The 23317-nt window shown below is 43.7% G+C and carries 19 protein-coding genes; 8 read left to right on the forward strand and 11 right to left on the reverse strand.

The features are described 5' to 3' along the window. Positions 1 to 317 precede the first annotated feature (317 nt). The 3 genes from AAC033_RS04735 to AAC033_RS04745 are packed head-to-tail and all read left to right on the forward strand — an operon-like array spanning position 318 to position 1864. The gene (locus AAC033_RS04735; RefSeq protein ID WP_339735933.1) at positions 318 to 1004 is read left to right on the forward strand and encodes an OmpA family protein; all 687 of its coding nucleotides are present in this window, start codon (positions 318 to 320) and stop codon (positions 1002 to 1004) included. Positions 1005 to 1045: 41 nt separating this feature from the next. After that, positions 1046 to 1678, forward strand: coding sequence for a porin family protein (locus AAC033_RS04740; protein WP_339735935.1), 633 nt, complete (start codon positions 1046 to 1048; stop codon positions 1676 to 1678). Between the two features lie 18 nt (positions 1679 to 1696). Continuing rightward, positions 1697 to 1864 carry a DUF1328 family protein gene (locus tag AAC033_RS04745; RefSeq protein WP_339735937.1) on the forward strand — a complete coding sequence of 56 codons (168 nt, stop codon included), beginning with the start codon at positions 1697 to 1699 and terminating at the stop codon, positions 1862 to 1864. Between the two features lie 174 nt (positions 1865 to 2038). Here the strand turns inward: AAC033_RS04745 and xseB are convergent, their stop codons facing one another. The 5 genes from xseB to AAC033_RS04770 all read right to left on the reverse strand — a co-directional run bounded on the left by xseB (position 2039) and on the right by AAC033_RS04770 (position 8502). After that, positions 2039 to 2239, reverse strand: coding sequence for an exodeoxyribonuclease VII small subunit (gene xseB, locus AAC033_RS04750; RefSeq protein ID WP_339735939.1), 201 nt, complete (start codon positions 2237 to 2239; stop codon positions 2039 to 2041). A gap of 5 nt (positions 2240 to 2244) precedes the next feature. Continuing rightward, positions 2245 to 3684, reverse strand: coding sequence for an exodeoxyribonuclease VII large subunit (xseA, locus tag AAC033_RS04755; RefSeq protein WP_339735941.1), 1440 nt, complete (start codon positions 3682 to 3684; stop codon positions 2245 to 2247). Positions 3685 to 3695: 11 nt separating this feature from the next. Continuing rightward, a complete protein-coding gene (locus AAC033_RS04760; RefSeq protein WP_339735943.1) occupies positions 3696 to 5333 on the reverse strand; it encodes a S8 family serine peptidase in 1638 nt (545 codons plus the stop codon). 84 nt (positions 5334 to 5417) lie between these two features. Continuing rightward, complete coding sequence (locus tag AAC033_RS04765; RefSeq protein WP_339735945.1) at positions 5418 to 6161, reverse strand: toxin-antitoxin system YwqK family antitoxin; 744 nt, start codon at positions 6159 to 6161, stop codon at positions 5418 to 5420. A gap of 130 nt (positions 6162 to 6291) precedes the next feature. Then, positions 6292 to 8502: a bifunctional alpha,alpha-trehalose-phosphate synthase (UDP-forming)/trehalose-phosphatase gene (locus tag AAC033_RS04770; protein ID WP_339735947.1), complete on the reverse strand. Its 2211-nt coding sequence runs from the start codon at positions 8500 to 8502 to the stop codon at positions 6292 to 6294. A gap of 285 nt (positions 8503 to 8787) precedes the next feature. Here AAC033_RS04770 and AAC033_RS04775 point away from each other — a divergent pair, with 285 nt between their 5' ends. Next, positions 8788 to 10641 (forward strand): glycoside hydrolase family 15 protein, encoded by a 1854-nt coding sequence (locus AAC033_RS04775; protein ID WP_339735949.1) that lies wholly within the window; start codon positions 8788 to 8790, stop codon positions 10639 to 10641. A gap of 31 nt (positions 10642 to 10672) precedes the next feature. On the opposite strand, the gene AAC033_RS04780 is transcribed toward AAC033_RS04775, so the two are convergent. Next, positions 10673 to 11137 (reverse strand): DNA starvation/stationary phase protection protein, encoded by a 465-nt coding sequence (locus AAC033_RS04780; RefSeq protein WP_339735951.1) that lies wholly within the window; start codon positions 11135 to 11137, stop codon positions 10673 to 10675. 104 nt (positions 11138 to 11241) lie between these two features. On the opposite strand from AAC033_RS04780, the gene AAC033_RS04785 reads away from it, so the two are divergent. Beyond that, complete coding sequence (locus tag AAC033_RS04785) at positions 11242 to 12183, forward strand: hydrogen peroxide-inducible genes activator (RefSeq protein ID WP_339735953.1); 942 nt, start codon at positions 11242 to 11244, stop codon at positions 12181 to 12183. A 469-nt stretch (positions 12184 to 12652) separates the two neighbouring features. Here the strand turns inward: AAC033_RS04785 and AAC033_RS04790 are convergent, their stop codons facing one another. The 4 genes from AAC033_RS04790 to AAC033_RS04805 all read right to left on the reverse strand — a co-directional run bounded on the left by AAC033_RS04790 (position 12653) and on the right by AAC033_RS04805 (position 18386). Next, positions 12653 to 13177 carry a hypothetical protein gene (locus AAC033_RS04790; RefSeq protein ID WP_339735955.1) on the reverse strand — a complete coding sequence of 175 codons (525 nt, stop codon included), beginning with the start codon at positions 13175 to 13177 and terminating at the stop codon, positions 12653 to 12655. 313 nt (positions 13178 to 13490) lie between these two features. Beyond that, positions 13491 to 14927, reverse strand: a complete 1437-nt coding sequence (locus AAC033_RS04795) for a TrkH family potassium uptake protein (protein WP_339735957.1) — start codon at positions 14925 to 14927, stop codon at positions 13491 to 13493. Positions 14928 to 14964: 37 nt separating this feature from the next. Continuing rightward, positions 14965 to 16830 (reverse strand): ATP-binding protein, encoded by a 1866-nt coding sequence (locus AAC033_RS04800; protein WP_339735960.1) that lies wholly within the window; start codon positions 16828 to 16830, stop codon positions 14965 to 14967. A gap of 200 nt (positions 16831 to 17030) precedes the next feature. Continuing rightward, a complete protein-coding gene (locus AAC033_RS04805; RefSeq protein WP_339735962.1) occupies positions 17031 to 18386 on the reverse strand; it encodes a sigma-54 dependent transcriptional regulator in 1356 nt (451 codons plus the stop codon). Positions 18387 to 19195: 809 nt separating this feature from the next. Between AAC033_RS04805 and AAC033_RS04810 the strand changes: the two genes are divergently transcribed. Next, entirely contained in the window at positions 19196 to 19705 is a 510-nt protein-coding gene (locus tag AAC033_RS04810; protein WP_339735964.1) for a hypothetical protein, read from the forward strand. Beyond that, on the forward strand, positions 19702 to 20550 hold the full coding sequence (locus AAC033_RS04815) for an agmatine deiminase family protein (protein WP_339735966.1): 849 nt from the start codon (positions 19702 to 19704) through the stop codon (positions 20548 to 20550). The genes AAC033_RS04810 and AAC033_RS04815 overlap by 4 nt, the downstream gene beginning before the upstream one ends. 313 nt (positions 20551 to 20863) lie before the next feature. On the opposite strand, the gene AAC033_RS04820 is transcribed toward AAC033_RS04815, so the two are convergent. Next, the gene (locus AAC033_RS04820; RefSeq protein ID WP_339735968.1) at positions 20864 to 21478 is read right to left on the reverse strand and encodes an alkaline phosphatase D family protein; all 615 of its coding nucleotides are present in this window, start codon (positions 21476 to 21478) and stop codon (positions 20864 to 20866) included. Positions 21479 to 21930: 452 nt separating this feature from the next. Here AAC033_RS04820 and AAC033_RS04825 point away from each other — a divergent pair, with 452 nt between their 5' ends. Then, a complete protein-coding gene (locus AAC033_RS04825) occupies positions 21931 to 23103 on the forward strand; it encodes an aminopeptidase (RefSeq protein ID WP_339735970.1) in 1173 nt (390 codons plus the stop codon). The last annotated feature ends 214 nt before the right edge of the window (positions 23104 to 23317 follow it).

A 23317-nucleotide genomic window follows, 5' to 3' on the forward strand; every position in this document is an offset into this window, starting at 1 on the left:
TGATCAGCGCTTTGAACCTGGATACTCTTTTTTCTTGAAAGCTACGAATGTAGCTGCCGGAATCTCTTGTTCTGAGAAAACGGTTATCAGAATGAGAAAAAAAAAGATTTCCGAATGACAGAGGTATGAACGGTGCAGGCTGGCTTCAATTGGCTGTCAGGTGGCAATTGAACTTAGGTTAGTGATTTATATTGAGGTGTTTAGTGAACTCTTGGCCTAAGCCGTTTTTTCGATTACGATTTTATTGACGGATTCAGTCGATCAATCTTGGAATTATATTTGGAATAGTGGAGGTACCAAACTTTAAAAAAAGGAAAATGAAAACTTCAAGATTAACAGCTTTCTCTGCGATGTTCTTATCGGTGTTTCTAATTCTGTCTTCGTGCAACAGTTCCCGAACCTTGAAGGGTGGTGCGATCGGTGCGGGTGCTGGCGGAGCCCTGGGCGGATTGATCGGGTCAAAATCAGACAATACCGCTAAAGGGGCTATTCTGGGCGCCGTTATTGGCGGTACGGCCGGTGCGTTGGTCGGCAAATACATGGACAAACAAGCAGAAGAACTCGAGCGTGATTTGGAAGGGGCAACGGTTGAGCGGATTGGTGAAGGGATTAAAATCACATTCGACTCGGGAATTTTGTTTGGTTTCGACTCATCAAGCTTAACAGCCGCTTCAAAACAAAACATTAACGAACTGGCCGAAACCCTGAATAAGTACGAAAACACTGAAATCCTGATTGAAGGGCATACAGACAACAAGGGAAGTGAAGAGTACAATCAAAGATTGTCGGAGCGAAGAGCGGAGTCCGTTGGTGATTTGCTTGTTAGCACAGGAGTTGTTGGATCTCGGATTACCCAGATTGGGTATGGCGAGATGCAGCCCATTGCCGATAACAGTACCGATTATGGCCGCATTCAGAATCGACGGGTTGAGGTGGCTATTTTTGCAAACGACAAATTGAAGCGGGCAGCGAAACGAGGAGATATTGGCGAGCTGGAAAATTAAATGAATAGTATGAACTCATAAAGAATAGAAACATGAAACGAATGAAAAGATTAATCATAGGATCAACTTTATTGTGTTTGCTGGTTAGTCCGGCGTTAATGGCCCAAGAATCGGCCACCGGAATTAAAGGAGGCTTGAATTTGTCGAGCTTAACCACCGATGGCAACGATGACAAGAATTTGAAGCTGGGATTTCACGCCGGGGTGTATAATAAAATTGCGATAAGCGAGAGCTTTGCAATTCAGCCGGAGCTATTGTATTCGATTAAAGGAATGAAACTCGACTACGACAATAGCGCCTTTGCTGACGGTGAAACCAAGTTCAACCTGAATTACATTGATTTACCCGTGAAATTGGTCTTCAATTTATCGGAAGATTTTGAGTTTCAGGTGGGCCCCTATGTCAGCTATTTGGTCAGTGCTAATCTGGATACCGATGCTGAAGTATTGGACTATTTCCAGATTGATTCGGAAGATGATATTGACCGCAAAAATTTTAATACATTGGATTACGGCCTTTCTGCCGGTTTGGGATTCGATTTCCAATCGATCCTGGTTGGATTTAATTACAATATCGGGTTAAACCAGGTGGCTAAGGACGATGAAGCTTCCTACGACTTGCTTGGAGACGCGAAAAACAGCGTGATCCAGGTTTATGCTGCCCTGCGATTTTAACCCTTAAAATTAGAAGTTATGTTACGTTTAGTTATTTTATTTTTTATTATTGCCCTGATAGCAGCCATTTTTGGTTTTGGAGGCATTGCTGCCGGTGCAGCCGGAATTGCCAAAATTATCTTCTTTATTTTTATCATTTTGCTCCTCTTGTCAATCATTGGCGGAGGAATTCGGGGATGGAAGTAAGCATTGACCGACATATTCAGCGTTTTGAGCAGTAGCGGCAGCCATAGGCTTTTTCGGAATGAAAACAGGCCGACTCAGATGCATGAAAAAATGAAGACTTGAGTGTGTTTTTTTTTTCATTATCAGACCACTGTAGCTTGAAACGGGGAGTCAACTGCTGATTTCCCGTTTCTCCTATTCTTCCATTTCTTTCAGAATGTCTTCGACCTCCTCTTCGGTTTTGTGCAGTTTATCTTTACAAAGTTTAATCAGGCTTGAAACCCGTTTTACTTGTGCTGATAACTCATCCACATCCAATTCTTCATTTTCAATTTTTGCGAGGATTTCGTCAATTTCATTGACCGCTTCCTGATAGCTTGGTTTTTTCGTTGCCATTGTGCTTATTTTTTTGTGAGCTTACTTGTTATTTTTCCATCGGCCAGTTGGGTCACCAATTCATCACCAATATTCAACCTGCCAACCGACTTGATCAGCTGACCTTTCTTGTAGGTCAGGCTATAGCCTCGTTTTAAGACGTTTGCCGGATCGACCAGACGAACCTGTCCTTCGAAATGTGTGAGCCTATTGCGTTGTCCTTTAAGGTTATTTTTTCCGCTGACCTTCAGTTCCTGTTGCGATTGTTTTATTTGATTCCGTTTGATTCGAAACTGTCGCTGAATAAAAAAGTGGAGGTTGTCCAGTTTTCGGGCGAGCTGGTGCTTTTCCTCCCTAAGTTGTCCTGTTCCGAGTTTTTCAATCTGGTATTTGTGTTGCTGAAGTTGTTGTTGTTTGCTTTTTAAGAAAGAGGGAACAGATCGCTCCAACTTCAGGCTGGTTAGTTTAAAGTGGTTGTCTTCCTGGCTAACCATTTGCCTGATGGTCTGTTTTATGTTTTGTAAGGTTGTTTGAAGGGATTGTTTTTCTGTTTGTAGGCGTTCTCCAACTTCTGTTGCAAAACGTTCTTTCAGTTCATCCAACATTTGCTCAAAAGCAGCGGCTCCGCTGACCAGAAATTCCGCAACGGCCGTCGGCGTTTTCAATTTGGTGTGGGCTACCAAGTCCACGGCTGTTTCATCTTTGTCGTGACCAATGCCGGTAATCACCGGAATCGGGAGCTGGGTAATGTGGTAAGCCAATTCGTAATGGTCGAAACTGGCCAGATCGATTTGAGCGCCACCTCCCCGGATAATCACAACCACATCAAAAAAATCTTCGTATCGAAAAATTTGTTCCAGAGCCATCATGATGGATCCGGCGGCATCCTTTCCCTGCATGATGGCTGGGAACAGCTTGGTGTAAAAATGGATATGGTAGGCATTGTTGGCCAGTTGGTTCTGGAAATCCTGCAAGCCGGCTGCTGTGGGCGACGAAACGATGGCGATGCGCTGTGGAACCAAGGGGAGTTCCAACTCCTTGTTCATGTTGAGCACGCCCTCTTCTTCCAATTGAACAATGATCTCACGCCTTTTACGGGCCATATCGCCCATCGTGTAGCTGGGGTCAATATCGCGGATGTTGAGGCTCAGCCCATACACCGGATGGAATTCCACTTTCGCCTGGATTAACACTTTCAAACCTTCAGAAAAAGCCTGTCCGGTGGTCGTTTCAAAATAGGGTTTTAACATGCGAAACGTATACGACCAAATGGTTCCCCGGCATCGGGCCACTACCTCTTTGGTGGTATCATTTACTTCAATCAGCTCCAGATAACAGTGGCCGGTCCGGTTATTATTCATCTCGCTGATTTCTGCTCTGATCCACATCAAAGCAGGAAAAGCATCATCCAGTTGTGCTTTGATTTGGTTGTTGAGTTCTGAAAGTGAAAGCTGTGCCGTTGCCATAACCCATTCGTTTACGGATTGACCTTAATCAGTTTGATGACCGATACGTCGGTGTCGGAGGCTATTTTAGCCAAGATCAATCCGGCAGGCAAGTTAGCTAAATTCGATAGAAAAAAGGACTGTTGGTGGTGTAAAACTTGCTGGTGCAATAAGCTCCCGTTCATCGAAAACAGGCTGACCGTAAACTTTTCAGAGAGCTTGGGTGACTGTTGGTAAAGGAAAACATGGTCGAGAAATGGGTTGGGTACAGCCAGCCAGTTTTGGGCAATTGGGGTGGAGGAATATTCCGAAAGTAGTTGGTCGGCCTTTTCAAAATCGGGAATTCCAAAACCCAGAGTGTCATCTGGGTTTGTGTATTGCGAGGCACTTTTTTCAAGTGCTTCCTTGATTTGCAGACTGCTGGCTTCAGGATTGGCTTGCCACAGGCAGGCAGCCATTCCGGCCAACACCGGCGACGAAAAAGAAGTTCCGTTTGATGGGCCTATGTTGCCATTCGTTTTCTGAAGGATGGTTCCCCATCCCACCGCTACGAGATTTGGTTTTGTGGCTCCATCGGCTGCTGGCCCCAGCGAGCTAAAGGGCGCCCAAATGCTGTCTTTACGAACAGCACCAACGCCAATAACCAACTTGCCATCCGAAGGAGCTACCAGGTATTTCCAAGGTGAAGCAGCTTCGTTGCCGGCGCTGGAGAATACCATCATACCTTTTGCTACTGCCATGTTCGCCGCCCGGGTCACCCGGGTTGAATTGCCATCGAGGTCCGTATAGCTGTGGTTCATTTTCTCGTCGTCAAAGACCGTGTAACCCAGCGATGAGTTGATGATGTCGCAACCGGCGCTGTCGGCAAATTCGGCTGCAGCTACCCAGTTGTCTTCTTCAATTAAATATTCGGTGGCATCGTCTTCCGAGCGAAGTAAAAAATACGAAGCTTTAGGCGCCGTGCCAATCAACTGTCCATTGAGATGACCGGCCATTGTCGACAGGACGTTGGTTCCGTGGGAGTCCTCCAGGTAAACATTACCGCCGGGATTCACAAAATCACGGGTCTTAAGAATCCGGTTTTCGGAAGACAGCTGCTCCAAAGCAGGCAGTTCATCTGCTTTATGGAATCCGGCATCCAATACGGCAATAAGCATGCCTTCGCCCAAAAACCCTCGGCTGTGAAGTGCTTGACCGTTAAGCAGTTTTAGCTGGTGGATGGACGATCCATAAGCCGCTTCGTCAATTTCGTTCCACTGGTTTTCAATCTTGAACTTATTCGTGGTTGATTTCAGACTAATACCGGGTTTTGTCATCTCAGAGAACCGGATGAAATCGAATGTGCTGATGATTTTCTGGTAACCCGAGCTGCTTGTCTTGACTGTTGCACCGTTAAGCCATTTTGAGCTGTGGATGATTTCTGCGCCTTTGGCAGATAAAGCTTCGAGATAAATCGGTGAAACTGGCAGGTCGGATTCGTCTATGGTGATATTTTGTTTTTGGCGCCGCTCAATGGCACGCTGTGACAGATACTTTTCAGGCTGATAAACGCTGAAGTTGGTGCCATTCTTATCGGTGAATTCAATCCAATAATAATTGGTTGCTTCGTCCTGAGCGAACGCGGCTCCGGAGAAGAGTATCAAAAAAAGCAGTCCCCTCAGCTTCAGCATGATCTTCAATTCTAGTTTGGGTGAATCATGTTGGTCAACTTTTGCTAACGCTATCCACATTTATTGATTCAATTGATCGTTTTATCATCGTGCCGGTATGTTATTTTTCATCATATACTGGCCTGGATTGTCCATAAATTTTTCCGGATCAATCAGTTCGCTTTTGTTTTTCTCCAGTTCATTAAATCGGATTTCCTGGATGCTGTCTAAAACCTGCGGATTGGTCAGATGTCCCAGATCATAGTTCAGCGTATGCGAAAAAGTACCGTCCGGATGATAGTAGTTCCAATCGCCGTGCCGGAGTCCTTTAGTATAAAATGCATCCAGTTCAAGTTGCCCATTTTCAAAGTAAACCTGGCATGCGCCATCCCGTTGGTTATCAGTCATGCTACATTCAAGGTATGGTTTTCCTCCTTTGAAGTACGCCCGGTAAACGCCATTTTGCAAATCATTCTTCCAATGGATTTCCTCGAACAACTCGCCGGTTGGATAGTAGGTTTTCGAAATCCCGTGTTTCTGATTATTTTGAAAAACTTCAGTCGAAACCAACTGGCCATTTTGAAAGTACTGCCATTCACCTTCTTTTTTCTCTTCGACGTAAGTTCCTTTGGCCATGAGCTTTCCCCGGTTGTCAAATAATTCGGCGGGAATGGTATCGGAATCTTCCGGATAGAATAAACGAGCTTTTAGCAAGCCATTGGAGTGGTAGCGTTTAAACTCACCAACGGGGCGGTCGTTTCTAAAATTTCCTTCGTAGACTACATTTCCGTTGGTTTGTTCTTTTTGCCAAAAGCCTTGTTTCCGGCCTTCTTCATCAACTTGATTCATGTCATTTTGGGCTTGACCTGTATGCAGGATCAGCGCCAATAATATAGAAAATAAGATGCGAATCATATATTAGGTCCTATGCGCCAAATCTAAAAATTTTTTCTGGATCAAAAGCCAGCGAACCGCTTTCTTATTCTTGCCCGATAGTTTTTAAGAAGTTTCGAACTGATTTTACCGACTCCAGTTTATATGAGGCCGCGGTGCTTTTAAGGCCGACTTTAATTGTCACTGCGGTGTCTGGTAGTTCGCGAAACATATATTCATCGGTCCAATCATCGCCGATGGCAATGATATAGTCGTACTCATTTTCGCGTAAAAATCGCATGGCCGCAACCCCTTTATTTATTCCGCCTGCCTTTAGCTCAATCACTTTGTTCCCTTCCATGATTTCGAGATTGTGGTTGGCAATCATGTTGCGCAACTCATCTTTCAATTCGTTGGCGCGCAGTTCGCCTTGTTCAGGAACCGAATTGCGGTAGTGCCAGACCAGTGAATAATTCTTTTCTTCGATGAACGTTCCGGGTGTTCGGTCAACAAAGCTCTCCAGAATTGGCCGGATAACTGGTTTCCATGAACTGTTGATATTATCCAGCATTTGCCAGTTGCCACCAATTTTTTTCAACCAGACGCCATGTTCTACAATCAGATTTACACGATGATTTCCCAACCATTCTTCCAAGGTTTCACGGTCGCGCCCACTGATGATGGTGACCATGTTTTTCTCGTCTTCCTCGAGTTTGGTAATCAGTTTATGCAGTTCCTCATCGGGGCTTGCTGCTTGCGGGTCATTTTTAAAGTTGACGAGCGTGCCGTCGTAATCCAAAAAGATGGCTCGCTTATTGGCTTTGAAGAATGCGCCAGCCAGCTCTTGGCGAACCTCGGAGGTTATTTTCTTGGCTAAAAAATTTCGCTGGATGCTTTCAACCTTCTTCATGCCTTTAATAAACTCGCCCGACCATTTGAAAATGTCGTAGCGGCGAATGCGATCCTGGAGGTAACGCATGCGGCGCCTTTGCTCTTCCATAGACATGGTTAGAGCTTGTTGTATACTATCGGCAATTTCATCCTCGTTGTTGGGATTGATGATAATGGCCTCGCCCAACTCTTTAACCGCTCCGGCCATTTCGCTGATAATCAGAACGCCGCTTTGATTGACGCGACAGGCAATGTATTCTTTGGCGACCAAGTTCATACCATCGCGAACGGGGGTAATCAATGCTACATCGGACGTGCTGTAAAGCTCAATCAGATTTTCGAACGGCAATGAACGATAGAAATACCAAACCGGCGTGTAGTTCACATCGCCGTATTGCCCGTTAATGCGGCCAACCAATTCATCAACTTCACTTTTTAACAATTTATATTGCTCCACCTCATCACGCGAAGGAACAACCAGCATGATGAGTGATACCTGATTTTTGAATTCAGGATATTTGTTTAGAAACTTCTCGAAGGCGTGCAGTCGGTTTGGAATTCCTTTGGTATAGTCAAGTCGGTCGATGGATAGGATTAATTTACGATTTGGAGAGACTAGAAAGTACTTTTCCAGCTCACGGTGCAGTTCTGATCGTTCCTGTAAGGGTTTGTGGGCAATTTCCTTGGCCAGATTCTCAAACTTTTCGTAATCGATTCCCATCGGAAAGGCATCAGCCAGAATAATCCGATCTTCGAGGTGAATTTCGTTAAAAGAGATCTCATAGCCCAGCAAACGCCTGACGGAACTGAAGAAGTGGCGTTCGTAGTCGTAGGTGTGAAAGCCTATCAGGTCGGCGCCTAGCATGCCTCTGATCAGTTCGTTACGCCACGGAAGGATGCGGAATACCTCGAATGACGGGAAAGGGATGTGCAGGAAAAATCCGATGGTTACATTGGGTTTGACTGATTTTATCATTTCGGGAACCAGCAGCAGCTGATAATCGTGAATCCAGACGATATCACCATCGTCCACAATTTCAAGGGCTTTTTGTGCAAACTTGTGATTAACTTTCTTGTAAGCTGCCCAATAGTCCGGGTTGTAGTCGATAAACTGGGCGAAGTAGTGAAACAGCGGCCAGATGACATTGTTGCTGAATCCTTCGTAATACAGGTTAATTTCTTCTTTTGTCAAATGTACTGCCAGACAATCTTCTTCAACCAATTTATCGTCAATTTCAACAACTTCATCATCTGTCAAATCATCTTTTGCCAATCCGGGCCATCCAATCCACTTTCCTCCGTACTCTTTGTACACCGAGCGCATGCCGGTAGCAAGGCCTCCAACGCTTGGCGATAAACTAAATGAATCATCTTCTTTATTTATACTTAAGGGCAGTCGGTTCGATACAATGTGAATTTTACTCATAATGTGGAATTTATCGGTCAATTTTAATTTTTTATTACTATTCGAATGTTATCATTTTCAACACATTCTTAAACAAATTGTTGTTAAGGAGGTTAGGGAAAAGCAATTCCTGGAACAACTTTGTTTTTTTTATAAAAAGCTTACTTTTGGATTTTTGCTTTTTCAGGAGAGTCTTGATACGTTTATCTGTTTTTTGCTCTCTTTATAAAAATGGGTTAATTTTTTCAAGGTATCAAATAAAACTGAAAGAACGGTCATTTTTTAAATGATGTTTAACAATCGTGTATGAAGAATCTAAATTACGGGATAATTGGAAATTGTAGAAGTGCTGCATTGGTATCGGAAACGGGGTCCATCGATTGGCTGTGTCTGCCAAAATTTGACTCGTCATCGGTGTTTGCAAGTTTAATGGATGAAGAAGTTGGGGGGAGCTTTAAAATTATTCCGAAGAAGTTGAAAAAAATTACGCAGAGCTACATCTCGCGAACCAACATTTTAAAGACTCATTTCCAGTGTGAAGATGGAGCATTCGAGGTACAGGATTTTATGCCTCGCTACCAAAATCCTGAAAACGGGGGGTATTACATTCCGCCAGACGTGATCCGGTATTTCAAATTGATTAACGGCCAGCCCGAATTGGTAATCAGCTATCAGCCCAAGCTGGAATATGCAAAACACATAACAGAAAGCTTTTTGGAGCAAGGTTGTTATACCCAAAATGAGCCCGGCTGCTACATAAAATCCCATACCAAAAACGGAGCGTACGATTCCTTGTACTTGTACTCAAGTTTCGATTACCAGGATATTTTGGAAAGCAACTCGATTGTTTTGACCCGAGATGAGTTTTGCTTGTTGAGTTACAATCAAAAGCTGCTTCCACAGGATACCCGTCGTGCTAAGTTGAAGCTGGAGCGCACAAAAGTATATTGGCTGAATTGGGCTGAACGCACCACTTCATACAAGCTTTACAATGAGGAAATTATCCGAAGTGCCCTTACTCTGAAAATGTTAAGTTATGACAAGAGTGGGGCGATTTTGGCAGCCGTCACAACCTCACTGCCCGAAACCATTGGAGAAGAACGTAACTGGGACTATCGGTTTTGCTGGATTCGGGACGCCTCGATGGTGGTTAAGATTATGACTTCGCTGGGGCATTATAAATTGGCCAAACGTTATTTGAAATTTATCATCGATATTTTGCCTGATAAGGATGAAAAAATGCAAATCATGTATGGGATTAGTGGTGAGAAGAAGCTTAGTGAAACGGAATTGTCCCATCTATCTGGCTATGAAGGCTCTGTTCCGGTTCGCATTGGAAATGCCGCTTACAAACAAAAGCAAAACGACATTTACGGTATTTTGCTGGATGTGATCTACCAGCAGCTTGAGATTTACGATGTAAGTTTGGAATATAGCGAGGAGCTTTGGACGATTGTACGGAACATTATTAAAGTGGTTGAAAACAACTGGAGAAAGCCGGATCGCGGTATTTGGGAAATACGAAGTGAAAATAAGCACTTCACCTTTAGTAAAGTGCTTTGCTGGACCGCTGTTGACAGGGCCGTGAAAATTGCTGTCTTGCTGCGACGTAGCATGTACGTTGATCAGTGGACAAGGTTAAGGGATAAAATTCACGATGATATCCATAAAAAAGCCTGGTCGGAGAATCGACAGGCGTTTACCCAGGCTTATGGCTCCGAGGATCTGGATGCATCTGTTTTACTGATGGAATCGTATGGCTTTATTCATGCCACCGATCAAAAATATGTAAATACGGTTTTGGCTATTCAGCAGGATTTGGAACAGGATGGGCTGATGTTCCGCTATCGTAATCAGGACGATTTTGGAAAGCCCAAATCAGCCTTTACAATTTGTTCGTTTTGGCTGACCAATGCCCTGTTTAAAATCGGAAGGAAAGACGAAGCCATCCGGAAATTCCATATGCTCATGAGTTATTCCAATCATTTAGGTTTATTTAGCGAGGATCTTGACTTTAAAACCAAACGAATGTTGGGTAATTTTCCGCAGGCCTATTCGCACCTGGCTATGATTGAAACTGCCATTAATGTTTCTGAATCGCAATTGTCTGAAGAAGAGACCTTGATAGACTATATACACGAAAAAAGAGGACTGCATTAGTCCCCTTTTTTTGGTTCTTATCTCTTACCACTTACTTCACAAAAGTTTTTAGCATCCAGATACGTTTTTCAGTTTCGGCCATCAGGTCACTAAACAAGGTGGCTGTTGTTTCATCGTTTCGATCATTGGCCACTTCCTTCAGGCGATTCATCTTTGCATGAAGCATTTCGGATTGACTGATGACGATATGAACGGCTTCTTTGCCATCGTGAACATCGGTCACCTCTTGAATCTCGGCTATCTGAATATACTGGCTAAACGAATGAACCGGTTGCCCACCAACCATCAATATGCGTTCTGCAACTTCATCAACAGCTTCGGCAGTCTCATTGTAGTATTCTTCGAATTTTGCATGAAGTACAAAAAACAGATTACCGGTTACATTCCAGTGAAAGCCCCTGAGGTTTTGATAGAAGATCTGCATGTCGGCCAGAAATTCATTCATTACATTAACTAAGGTGTCATTCGCTACGTGCGTTTTTTCTAATGTTTTCATGATGAATACGTTTTTAAGTTTATTTTTTGATTTATTTTCTACTTCAAAAATACTATTAGTGATATTTATTAATTTTATATCACTATTTAATTGTATTATAAGTCATGAATATCAATCAACTAAAGTATTTTGTGGAATTATACCGGGTACGGAATTTTTCGAAAGCCGCTGAAAATTTGTCAATTAGCCAGCCGGCCTTAAGTTTGCAGATTCAAAAAGTCGAAGAAGAGTTCGGGTATTTTTTAGTTGAGCGCAATCGGAAACCTTTGGGAATTACAGCAGAAGGGGAGCTTTTTTTCGAAAAGGCAGTCCAGGTCATTCAAATGATGAATGACTTTGAGCAGCTCAGTTTTGAGCTGGAGGAGGAAATAAAAGGGGAGATTCGTATTGGTATTATTCCAACCCTATCGCCTTATTTGACACCATTAATCATCAATCCGGCAAAAAAGCGCTTTCCAGATCTTAAAATTGAAATCGTGGAGTTGGTCACTGAAACCATTTTGACAAAGCTGAAATTTAATGAGTTGGATGCCGGGATAATTTCAACACCGGTGAAAGCGGCAAATTTTGGTTTTACCCCCTTATTTTACGAACAGTTTTTCCTTTACGTGGCCGAAAGTCATCCGCTGTACAAGCAACCCAGGATCAAACAGCATGAGATTGCAACGGATGAATTGTGGTACTTAACTGAAGGTAACTGTTTTCAAAATCAGATCAACTCGGTTTGTGCTATTCCTTCGTTTGAATCTGTCAGCAGCAGCTTCCGGTACGTGTCCAGCTCGATCGAATCGTTAAAGCGGATTGTTGAAAGCCAGGGAGGTATTACTTTTATCCCCGAACTGGCTACGTTGAATGTATCATCTGAATACGAAGACTTAATCAAGCCTTTTGAAGATCCCATTCCAACGCGCGAAATTAGCTTGGTTTATTTAAAAAATACCGGACTAAAAAAACTGGTTCGTGCATTTATGGAGGTCATTCTGGGGACGATCCCCAAACGAATGAAAGAGCGGCCGGCGTTTCCTTCGTTGGACACTCGGCTCTGATTGATGGAAAAAAAAGATCTCCAAAGAAATATCTCAGGGGCTTTTTGCTGTGTGCCGGGCATGGTAAATAGCTTGGTGGTGAAGGTCCACTAGTGGTGGTTGTAGTTGCCAACCATTAACCGAGAGCGAGGATGGCCATCGTAGGTGGAATCTGAAGGAAGTAGTAGGCAAATCTCTGCTCCGAGGAACATGAATCACATCAGGAATTTCCGATAGGACGAGATTGCAGTACATATCAAAGCCCAAGAACTGCAGACTATCTCGGAGTGTAAATGTGGCGGGGATATGGAGTGAAGGTTATTTATCTTACCACGTGAGATATCACAGACGTGCCGAAACAGAGTTTGAAGTATGGTTGAAACAAGATTTGATGTGAGGAGTCAGGCGAAGCCACAGTACCAAATAAGACACTGTTTAATAATTGCTCGGCTGTTCGCCGGACAACGAAGAAATATATTTTAGGCGTGGCCTAAGGCAGCGGATTGCCCACCGGGATGTCGCAGCGATGGAACGGCTGCCCGTGAGCCGGATTCAGAGTGGGTTTGCTCCCATTGTTTGCAGATGCTGTACTTCTTGCCTGTGAAGGATTTATCCGCCTTGCATTTTCAATTGTTGGAGCAGTTGGATTATTCTCTACACTGAGTGCTGGGGCTGAAGGTTGGGGTATTGGAGCCTGAACCTGACTGTTTCTTGCTTGCGGGGTATTTGCCGGTGCAGAACTAAGCGGTGCACCCACCGCAATATCACATCGGTGATAGGGTTCTCCGTGCGGCGGATTCAACATTACCTCGGTGTTGTTTTGTTCTGTTGAAGGCTGCTCTGTTGCTTCATCTTCCACAACCTGTGCTGGTTCGGTAATTAACGGCGTTGTTTGTTCCTGCGTTAGCGGTAGAACTGGCAGTTGTTGTGTTTGTCCCAAATCTTTTTTTGTGGGGCCACAGGAAATTAGGGTAACAAGAGTAAATACGGTGATTAAAACTGGGAAAGATTTCATATGAATAAATTGTTTGTTTTATATGGTATCATATGGAACTCGCACTTTATTCATTTCCTTTTGTGTTGCCTAAACATGCTCGTTTCATTTGCTTTCTTTTTAATGAATTGATTCGTATCGAATTGTCTATTTTATTTTTCAAGAGACCGCTTCCGATTCTCGGCTTTATTCTTGTTCTTAACGTTCAACGCGATCATAATGTTTTCAGTCGCGGTGAGATACGGACCCCCAAAACAACGTTCTGCGTGACAAAATCATTGTGTTTGCTGTCAAAACGGGCCATTCTTATCTGCCAGATGCTGAATGAAGGACTCTAATTCTTCCAGAGCCAAGGAGTAAACAGCATCACCACGGTGTAAATTTCTAATCGTCCCAGAACCATCAAGGCGGAGAGGGATATTTTGGAGGCTTCGGACAGATGCGCGAAATTGCTGGCTGGCCCAACCGTGCCTACTCCTGGACCAATTCCACCCATAGCGGTAGCTACTGAGCTGAAAGCTGTGGCTACATCAGAGCCCAAAAACACCATCAACAGGCCGCCGGCTGCAAACAGCATTAAGTACCAAAGGATAAAGGTCAGGATTCCATTGTTGTCCTGATAACTGATCGGGCGATGGTTAATCCGTAGGGGAATAACAGCATTGGGAGCATTCATCATCCGAAAAGTATGCCTCACATTTTTCAGCGCAACCAAATGACGGGCCATTTTAATGCCGCCGGCAGTTGATCCGGTGCTGCCGCCAAAAAACATGAGAAAGAAAATGATGTACCAGCCCACAGCTGGCCAAAGCAAATAATCGGAAGTGGCGAAACCAGTACAGGTGATGATTGAAGCAACTTGAAAAAAGGATTCGCGAAAGGCGAGTTCGAACGAGCGGTCGGTTTGAAAAAATAAAATACCGGTAATCACAAAGCCGGAAAAAAGAATCACAAACAGGTAAAATTTCAGCTCCTCATTTTGTTTGATCTTTTGGAATTGCCGTTTTACGGCATAGTAGTGAATGACAAAATTAACTCCAGAGAGCACCATGAAAATTGTAATGACATATTGAATGTAGGGAGAATAACCACCAATACTGGTATTTTTTGGAGAGAAGCCGCCGGTGGCCACGGTGCCAAAAGCATGGCAGACACTTTCATACAGGTTCATGTCGCCAGCCAATAAAAGGATGGTCTCGATCAATGTCAGCGATAAATAAATGTAAAGCAATCGCCTGCCAACCGATTTTATCTTGGGATGAATTTTCTCCTGAAAAGACGATTCCAAGGTAAACAGGTTGTAGCCACCAATATTCAACGAAGGCATGATGATGATCACCAAAACAATAATGCCCAAACCACCAATCCAGTGGGTCATGCTTCGCCAAAACAGGATGGATTTCGGCAAGCTTTCAATGTCAGTTAAGATAGACGACCCTGTTGTTGTAAATCCGGAAACCGATTCGAAAAACGCATTGACAAAGGACGGAATGGCTCCGCTAAAAAGATAGGGTAGTGCTCCAACCAGCGAAACCACCAGCCACGAAAGGGTGACCGAAAGGTAAGCTTCGCGACGATGGAAAGCACTCAACTCCGTGCGCCCTCTTAGTCCATAAACGCAAGCAGCCATGATAAAGACAATAGCCGCTGTATAAACAAAAGGCAAAACAGGTTCGTTGTAAATCAGCGCTACCGGAATGCAAGTTAAGAGTGCCGTTCCGGCGATCACAAGTATCCGCATTAATATATGGAGGACAGGTCGAAGATCCATCAGTTCGTTATTTTTTTATTGCTCCAATTGCTCTCAGTTATATTTTATACTGATTGATGATTCGCTTTTTATACAAGGGCAGGTAGAAGAAAAAACTACTTCCTTTGCCTGCTGAGCTTTCCACCCAAATATCGCCAAACTGCTTGGTGATAAATTCTTTTGAAATGGCCAATCCCAAGCCCGTGCCTTTTTGACCTGAGCCCGGCACACGGAAGAATTTCTCGAAGATCTGCTGCTGGTATTTTTCTTCAATGCCAGGTCCAAAATCACGCACTATGAACTGCACCGAGTTGTTCACCTGCTTTACTTCAACCTGTATCTGTGATTGCTCGGGCGAATACTGAATCGCATTGTTAATCAGGTTCAGTAATACCCAAGCTGTTTTCTCCGAATCGCAGTGCATTTCAGGCAGTGGCTCAGCCAGCTTGAACCGGATCTGAATGTGCTTGTCCTTCGCATGATTTGTGGCCGGATTAGTCACATACCGGATAATTTCGGAAGGAGCAACTGCTTTCAGCTCGAGCGAAATATTGCCGGTCTCGACCTGGGCTAAATCCAGCAATTCGGATGTGATACTTGACATTTTATGCGTTTCTTCCTTCAATGCCTGAATCAGCTCTTTCTGTTCTTCATTCAACGATCCAATACGTGAATCATCCAACAATTTAAGGTTTAGCCGGAGAGATGAAATCGGCGTTTTCAGTTCGTGTGAGATGGTCGCGATGAAATTGGTTTTAGCTTCGTCCTGCTCCAAAAAGTGTGTGATATTTTTCATGATAATGACGCGACCAACATTCATTGGCAATTCTTCGCCGGTTTTGGTCAGCACCACGTCAATAATTTCCTGGTTGTAGTACACTGGTTTTCCATCAAGCTGAAGTTTAATGGGATGGAATTCCTTCTCAGCTGGCGTTACTTCTTCACATGCGTTCTTAAATATCAGGCTGAACAGATCGTTCTTACGATCAAGTTCAACAGCTTGTTGCCCGATCAGTTGCGAAGCATCAGTCCGCAGTATTTCACAGGCAATGGTATTCGAAAAAATGATGTGGTTGGAGTTATCCAACCCAATAATTCCATCCTTCATATTGTTGATGATGGTGTCGATCCGCTTTTTCTCGAAAAGCAATTGCGACAGGTTACTGTGTTCATACTCGTGCAACCGGGCTGCCATCAGGTTGAATGCCTGGGCTAGCTCGCCCAACTCGTCGTGCGACTTAAACTGAAGCCGTTGCTCGTAGTTGCGGTTGGCAATTTCCTGGATACCCTTGGTTAGTTGTATAATGGGGCTGGAAATGTAACGGGGATATTGAAAAAAGAACAAAGCAGCAATGATGAAGCAAATGGTGCCAATCAGCGACATCATCAGAAAAGCTTGATGAGCAGTGTTTTTTACCTGGCTGTTTTTATGGCTGATGGCTTCCATATTCAGATCCCAAAGCGCTACAATATTGCTCCGGATTAGCATGTAGGCGGCAACAAGCTGATGAAAGCCGGCGGTATTAACCGTATCCTTTTTCTCAAGGGAATTATAAACGTCCATGTATCCTTGAAAGCTCGCGTCCAATTCCCGAATCAGATCCGCCTCGCCCGCTTCGGTAATATTGTTTTTTACGGCCTCAAGGTTATCGTTAAACACTGCCAGATTGAATTGGTATAAACTGTCGTTGAGATGATAGCCTTCGCCAAATAACTCATAAGAGTGCTTGTTTTCAATATCATCCAATGCTTGAATCAAGAATTTGGTCGACTCGACGGTTTGGTAATTTTCTTTCAACATGGCCGAAGAACGGTTGGAAAGATTATAAATGAAATAGGCTCCTGTCAACCATAAAAGGAGAACCAGCAGCAGCAACAATCCAAATCCAACCGAAAGCCTGTTTTTTAAACTAACACGTATCATAATCGTAAGGAATTAGTTCTGATCTATCTGTAATTCCGAATTAAGCGGTAGGCTAAATCCATGCCATAACGCTAAATTTGACGTCGTCAACAACTTGGTTTAATTGTCAGTCAATCAGTTGGCCCGCCACAAATAATCAATCGAAAAATTCGGTTAACAGACGCACTATAACATTTTGAAAGGGTTACTCTAACATTATCTTAGGAGACCGCAATCCCATATTGCTCCAGTTTTCGGTAGAGTGTTGGAGGCGAAATGCCTAATTTTTCGGCCGCCTTGGTTTTATTTCCACCGGTATGTTGAAGCATCTTTATAATATGGATTCGCTCCATATTTTCCAGGGTGCCCAATTGGTCATGGCCGGTTCGTTGCAGATCAGGGTATTGAATCTCGGAGGGCAGCAGATCAGGGCTGAGCGTTGGCTTATCAGCCAGGATCACAGCCCGTTCAATCACATTCTTCAATTCCCGGGTGTTGCCTGGCCAATCAAAGGCTTTCAGTTTATTCAGAAACTCGGGCGATGCTCCCGAAATCTTCTTCTTGGTTTTGGTCGCATACATCTGGATAAAATGCGCGACGAGTTTGGGGATATCATCTTTTCGGTCGCGCAGCGCGGGAATTGGAATTTTAAAGACCGAAAGCCGGTAGTACAGGTCGTGGCGGAAGTTTTCACGGGCAACTTCACTCATTAAATCTCGGTTGGTCGCGGCTATAATCCTCACATTCACCCGGGTCATTTTAGTATCGCCTATTTTGGTAAATGTCTGATCTTCTAGCACCCGTAAAAGTTTAGCCTGAAGATCAGAGTGCATCTCACCAACTTCATCCAGAAAGAGGGTTCCCTCGTTGGCTTCTTCAAACAAGCCTTTTTTATCGAACATCGCCCCGGTAAAGGCGCCTTTTTTGTGTCCGAAAATTTCTGATTCGAGTAAATCTTTGGGGAAAGCACTGCAATTTACAGCTACAAAAGGTTTACTTTTTCGAAAGCTTTCGGTGTGAATCGACTGTGCGAAAAGCTCTTTGCCGGTGCCGGTTTCTCCCTCAAGCAAAACGGTTGAATCAGTTGGTGCGACTCTTCGGGCCAGCTCAATGGCTTGGTTGATGCTTTTCGAAGAGCCAATAATCCGGTCGAAACTATAACGGCTCTCGAGCTTGTTCTCCAATTCAAAAATCCGGCGTTGCAGCTTCCCTTTCTCCACTGCCTTTTCAACAGTTACAATAATTTGCTCGTCGCCATCGCCTTTGGTGATGTAGTCAAAGGCCCCACGCTTCATGGCCAAGACCCCGTCGTGAATCGTGCCATACGCAGTTAGCAAAATGACTTCGACGGCTGGGTACTTTTGCTTGATGCCGGACAAAAGCTCTAGCCCGTTACTGTCGGGCAAACGAACATCGCATACCACCAAAAGAATATCCGGATTCTTTTCCAGGATCTTCAGTCCCTTTACTCCGTTGTCACTTTGTACCACTTCGTATCCTTCGAGCTCAATGATCCTCGAAAGCGCTTTTCGAAGCTGGTGCTCGTCATCGATCACTAATATTTTTCCTTTGGTCATTGCGACTATTTTTATCCGCCTAATTTCCGTATTTAATGCCGTATTTAAAAGAGTAGCGCAAAAGAAAGTCTTTGCCAGTACAAAAGTCACCGAGTATCAGAACGCAAGGGTGACAAAATCAATCAAACTGGAAGATGTTCATAATCTTACACAGCTAGAATTATCGTAAAAGATGATATTAAAATTGGAAACGACAAAGTCACGTCCATGTGACTTTAGTATTGAGCTCATAATTCATAGGGTTGCCGTTAAATATCAGTGGACAACACCGAGTTTACGACAAAAACAGTAAAGCGAATAAAAAGCAAAAGCCTCGGTAAAGACATTGTTTTACCGGGGCTTAGCGTAGGGATATTTCAGCCAAAAGTCATGTGGGGATTCCAATATCATTCTCCAATGATCTCTACTCGCACCCCCAAATCCCAAACCATGTCAAGATGGAACTCCTGACCTTATTTGTCATGACTAAAAAAACCGACCTACGAGAGCAATCCTTATGCTGCACAATCAGCTCCCGTATCTCATCCTTAATTCAGCAATTGTAAAACTTAACTTTTTACTATTCATAATTTGATAGTTTATAAGAATCTTCTTTACAAAGAAGAACAAACGTACGGTCACCAGCGGGTATTCAATTTAGAATCCATACTTGGTAATTTAACGAAAGTTTTAACCCAACCTTTTCTGAAAACAACTAACTTAGCGTCAATCCGAATATTCTAAATATGGCTGCAAATTACCGATCAAAGGCAAAAGAGAGTTTCAAAACCTGCCTCCGATTTTTCAAGTTCCACTGTATTCTAAATGGCGTGAATTTCACGAAGGAAGAGTTCCTAAATTACCCGCTCGACTTAAATTTTACCAACCAGGTAACGAGCCAGTATTATCAGTGGTTACCGACTGACGATCTCGAAGGATTTCAAAAAAAACTGACCGTGGGAAACCTGTTCGCATCTCTTTCAAGCTATCCCGACAGTGAAGCTGATGACTGGTTTGATTCTTATTTTGAGAAATTTCGAGAGCAGTTCCCAATAGCTGAATTTGAGCGAATAGCAAATTCAAATACATTTGAGTATTGTGGAATTACCTTGGACGATATTGAAAAGCTCGCAGGTGCGCAGCAAATACACAAAAAATATGAAAGGGGCTATTGCATGGAGATTGATCGCAAACACGCGAACCTCGAATACACAACCGATAATTGCGTATCATCTTGCTATTGGTGCAATAACGCAAAAACAGACGAATTTACGGTAGAAGAATTCAAGCCCATTGGTCAACTGATTGGAAAGACACTAAAAGCACGCTTAAACAAATGATTGCCGATAATCAAACAAACACCGTTTACATCTCAAACCTCTGGCCTGAAGAAGACCCGCAAAGGTTTTACGAACTGGAGGCAATAATTACAAAAGCTGGCTATATGGTAAAGCTTCTGTTATCCACAACAGATGAAGACTACTATTGCCGCGACTACATGCCGGTTCAGCTTGGAGAAAACGACTTTGTGCAGTTTGTCTTTCGCCCGATCGATTATTATGACGAAAACCAAATCTGGGAAATTACGAATCCGGTAATTGTGCAGCAAGTAAACAGGCTTCCGCAGCCGCGATTCAGTGGGTTAATTCTTGATGGAGGAAATATCGCCAAAACAAGCGACAAAGTCATTATTACCGACAAAGTAATCACTGATAATCGCTATCAATTCAATTCAGATGAAGATATTATGACCGAATTGAAAAAGAATTTGAAGTGCAAAGTTATCGTGATTCCAGCCTATCCTAACGAAGAAACTGGTCATGCGGATGGCTTGATTCGTTTCGTAAATGAGAATACCGTCTTGCTAAATGACACAACGGAGGAACCGGAAAAGGAATGGTTAAATAAGGTGAGGGCCATACTGGAATCAAACGAACTGACCTGGCTTGATATTCCTTGTACGCTCACGATGGATCAAAAAACAGCCAATGGGCTCTATATTAACTATCTTCATGTCGGAAATCTGATTGTTGTCCCCCAGTTCAAACAGAAAGAAGACGACCGTGCGTTGCAGATCATGCAGCAGCTTTTCGGGACAAAAAACAAGGTTATACCGCTAGATGCTCGGTGGATCGCTAAGTTCGGAGGAGTACTAAATTGCGCCACATGGACTGTAAAGGAATGAGTGGCAAAACAACACATTTATTCCCATCGCCCAGACAATAATCTCATCATAGCCACCGCTATCCCAGCTACCTCTCGTTCGAGCGAAGCGGTAACTGCCTGTCTCATTGACGTTCGGGAACCGGCTCTATTTCCATCCTGACCGATCAAGAAAATCTGGAATTTGAAACACCACTCCATATAACCTTGCGGAGTCTCCACGACCCGCAACTTACACTTTCTCTTCCATTAATTTGATTCCAGCAAGGAATTAGTCCTTCAATCTATTTTCATTTCGATAATCTTTTAGCAATTTAAACCGAAATTCTTCTTCTTTACAATACAAAAGCAATACCTTTCGGGGAGTCCTCATCTCTCATACTAACAACTCTATAAGTTAATTCCGGATCTTCTTTTTTCGTGTCAAAGGCGAGAATGCCAAAATGCGGCAAGGCATTATAACCAAACAAATATTCACTCCCTTCCGCTTCTTCTACCAGTCGATAGCCGTTATCATTGGTTAATCGCGAATTCAAAAATTCATAAATATCATAATTGCCAGGTATTTTTATTTTCCTTGCATCCGCTCTGTGTCGGTCGCCTGCAATAAAAACAACCCCCGAAATATTATTCTCGCCTATAAAACGATAGAGTTCTTCTCGCTCTTCCGGGTATCCATCGCAGGCATCGTCGGATAGCTCCTTGCCTGAAACTTTTGATGCAAAAGGAACCGAGGTAAAAATAATTTTGAATGTCGCTGACGACGATTTAATTAGTTTGAAGAGCCATTTTTTTTGCTCCTCTCCAAGCATCGTTGGATTTTTAGTTGTCAACGGATTTTCCCGAAAGTACCGACCATCCAAAACGAAAAAGTCAACATCTGCGATCGAAAAATTCTTATAGGAACAGCCGCACAACCCTCGCCAGACCAAAGCCGTCTTATAAGTCAATTATGTGAAAATTGCCCCGCCCCCGCACACCAAACCAGCATGCTCATCCACTTTCCGACACGTTTTAAAGACCACAATAGCCCCACCTCCCTTTCAGCGGTGCAGGGCATGAATTGTTTAACGGTCAATGCCTGCGGTCGCTTCGTTCGGTCTCTCTTCGGAGCACTTCGGCGCTGTGTTATCGCACAACGAACCTTCGTGCCCTATGTTCAACCTCACTCAGCCACCTCGGCAACCCACACAAGGTTGATGCCGGCACTCCATTCCATTTCATTCCATTCCGTTCCGGCACAAACCTTGCCTTTCCCAACCCGATCAGCGGTATGCCCTACGTATTGTCTACCCCGTTCAAATACAAAAAAAACGCTTTAACATACAACCAAAATACACCTTAAGTCATTGTTGTTCAAACAGAAAAATCGTAACTTATTTCAAACAAAAAACCAATAGTCATGAAAAAATACATGTTGCTTTGGGCCCTGATGTTGGTCCTTTCCGGGCTGCTATTTGCTCAGGATAAATCTCCTTACCAATCTCCGGTCGATAAAATGGCCGACGTGCTAATCAACTACTCTCTCGAACTCCAACCCGGAGAAAAGTTAGCAATCATCACATCTCCAATTGCAAATGACTTAAACCTCGCACTGCTGAAATATGCCTTGATGGCAGGAGCTCATCCGGATTACCGTTGTCGCATTCACGGTGCTGAAGAAACTTTTTTAAAATATGCGGACAACAACCAGCTAACCCATGTTAGCGAGGTTGATATGTTTGAAGTACAGTACTACGATGCAATGGTGTTCGTCGGTGCTTCAACAAATGTCAAGACCCTAAATAATCTTGAACCTGAAAAGCGTCAACTAATTCGGGACGCGAATAAGGCATATGTACAGAGCCTATGGCGCCGAATTGACGGCAAAGAACTGAAATGGTGCTATGTCATCTACCCTACAGATGCTTACGCCCAGGAAGCTGACATGGGAACCGAAGAATACAAGGAATTCGTATTCGAAATGTGCAAATTAAATGAAGTGGACCCAGTCGCCAAGTGGAAGAAACTCGCCCTTAATCAGACAAAATGGATTGATCGGCTAAAAGGAAAAGACCGGCTCGAACTGAAAGGACCAAACATCGATCTGACGATGTCCATCAAAGACCGAACATTCTTAGCCGGTGATGGGAAGGAAAACTTCCCCGATGGTGAAATCTATTGTTCCCCCGTTGAAAATTCAACAAATGGATGGATTAAATTCAACTACCCATCCGATGATTTTGGCAATGAAATTCAAGACCTCGAACTCTGGTTTGAAAATGGGAAAGTCACCCAATATAAGGCTTCCAAGGGAGAAGAATTCTTTAAATCACTGATCGAAACAGACGAGGGCGCCAGCATTTTGGGAGAAATAGGGATCGGTACCAATTACGAAATTAAGCGGTTCACCAAAAACACCCTCTTTGATGAGAAAATGGGTGGCACAATCCACCTGGCCGTCGGAACGGGATTTCCTGAAAGCGGCGGGACCAATGAGTCAGCGATGCACCACGACATGGTCTTCAGCATGCGCGACAGCCAAATCCTTGTCGATGGCGAACTATTCTATGAAAATGGGAATTTTGTCGAATAAACAGAACGCCAATTCGTAAACAAAAAACCTCTATCCGACACATTCTTTTTAGCGCAGCACCACCCTGTCGTTTGAGCGCAGCGGCAACAGCCCGTCCCGGTGAAGATCGGGAACAGGGAAGTTGTCAGTCGTTTGCAACGACACATAACACCCCCCGAAAGTTTACCCAAGTCCGTTTAAAGATTCACTGCACCAAACTGAAAACTGGGACTGA

Origin of the sequence: uncultured Sunxiuqinia sp., assembly GCF_963974515.1 — a bacterium.
GTDB lineage: Bacteria > Bacteroidota > Bacteroidia > Bacteroidales > Prolixibacteraceae > Sunxiuqinia.

Coding starts and splice junctions, on each gene's coding strand:
- AAC033_RS04825 (WP_339735970.1), top strand. CDS start 21,931: ATGAAAAAATACATGTTGCTTTGGGCCCTGATGTTGGTCCTTTCCGGG.
- AAC033_RS04760 (WP_339735943.1), bottom strand. CDS start 5,333: ATGCTGAAGCTGAGGGGACTGCTTTTTTTGATACTCTTCTCCGGAGCC.
- AAC033_RS04740 (WP_339735935.1), top strand. CDS start 1,046: ATGAAAAGATTAATCATAGGATCAACTTTATTGTGTTTGCTGGTTAGT.
- AAC033_RS04775 (WP_339735949.1), top strand. CDS start 8,788: ATGAAGAATCTAAATTACGGGATAATTGGAAATTGTAGAAGTGCTGCA.
- xseB (WP_339735939.1), bottom strand. CDS start 2,239: ATGGCAACGAAAAAACCAAGCTATCAGGAAGCGGTCAATGAAATTGAC.
- AAC033_RS04815 (WP_339735966.1), top strand. CDS start 19,702: ATGATTGCCGATAATCAAACAAACACCGTTTACATCTCAAACCTCTGG.
- xseA (WP_339735941.1), bottom strand. CDS start 3,684: ATGGCAACGGCACAGCTTTCACTTTCAGAACTCAACAACCAAATCAAA.
- AAC033_RS04735 (WP_339735933.1), top strand. CDS start 318: ATGAAAACTTCAAGATTAACAGCTTTCTCTGCGATGTTCTTATCGGTG.
- AAC033_RS04805 (WP_339735962.1), bottom strand. CDS start 18,386: ATGACCAAAGGAAAAATATTAGTGATCGATGACGAGCACCAGCTTCGA.
- AAC033_RS04795 (WP_339735957.1), bottom strand. CDS start 14,927: ATGGATCTTCGACCTGTCCTCCATATATTAATGCGGATACTTGTGATC.
- AAC033_RS04770 (WP_339735947.1), bottom strand. CDS start 8,502: ATGAGTAAAATTCACATTGTATCGAACCGACTGCCCTTAAGTATAAAT.
- AAC033_RS04745 (WP_339735937.1), top strand. CDS start 1,697: ATGTTACGTTTAGTTATTTTATTTTTTATTATTGCCCTGATAGCAGCC.
- AAC033_RS04780 (WP_339735951.1), bottom strand. CDS start 11,137: ATGAAAACATTAGAAAAAACGCACGTAGCGAATGACACCTTAGTTAAT.
- AAC033_RS04765 (WP_339735945.1), bottom strand. CDS start 6,161: ATGAATCAAGTTGATGAAGAAGGCCGGAAACAAGGCTTTTGGCAAAAA.
- AAC033_RS04790 (WP_339735955.1), bottom strand. CDS start 13,177: ATGAAATCTTTCCCAGTTTTAATCACCGTATTTACTCTTGTTACCCTA.
- AAC033_RS04785 (WP_339735953.1), top strand. CDS start 11,242: ATGAATATCAATCAACTAAAGTATTTTGTGGAATTATACCGGGTACGG.
- AAC033_RS04800 (WP_339735960.1), bottom strand. CDS start 16,830: ATGATACGTGTTAGTTTAAAAAACAGGCTTTCGGTTGGATTTGGATTG.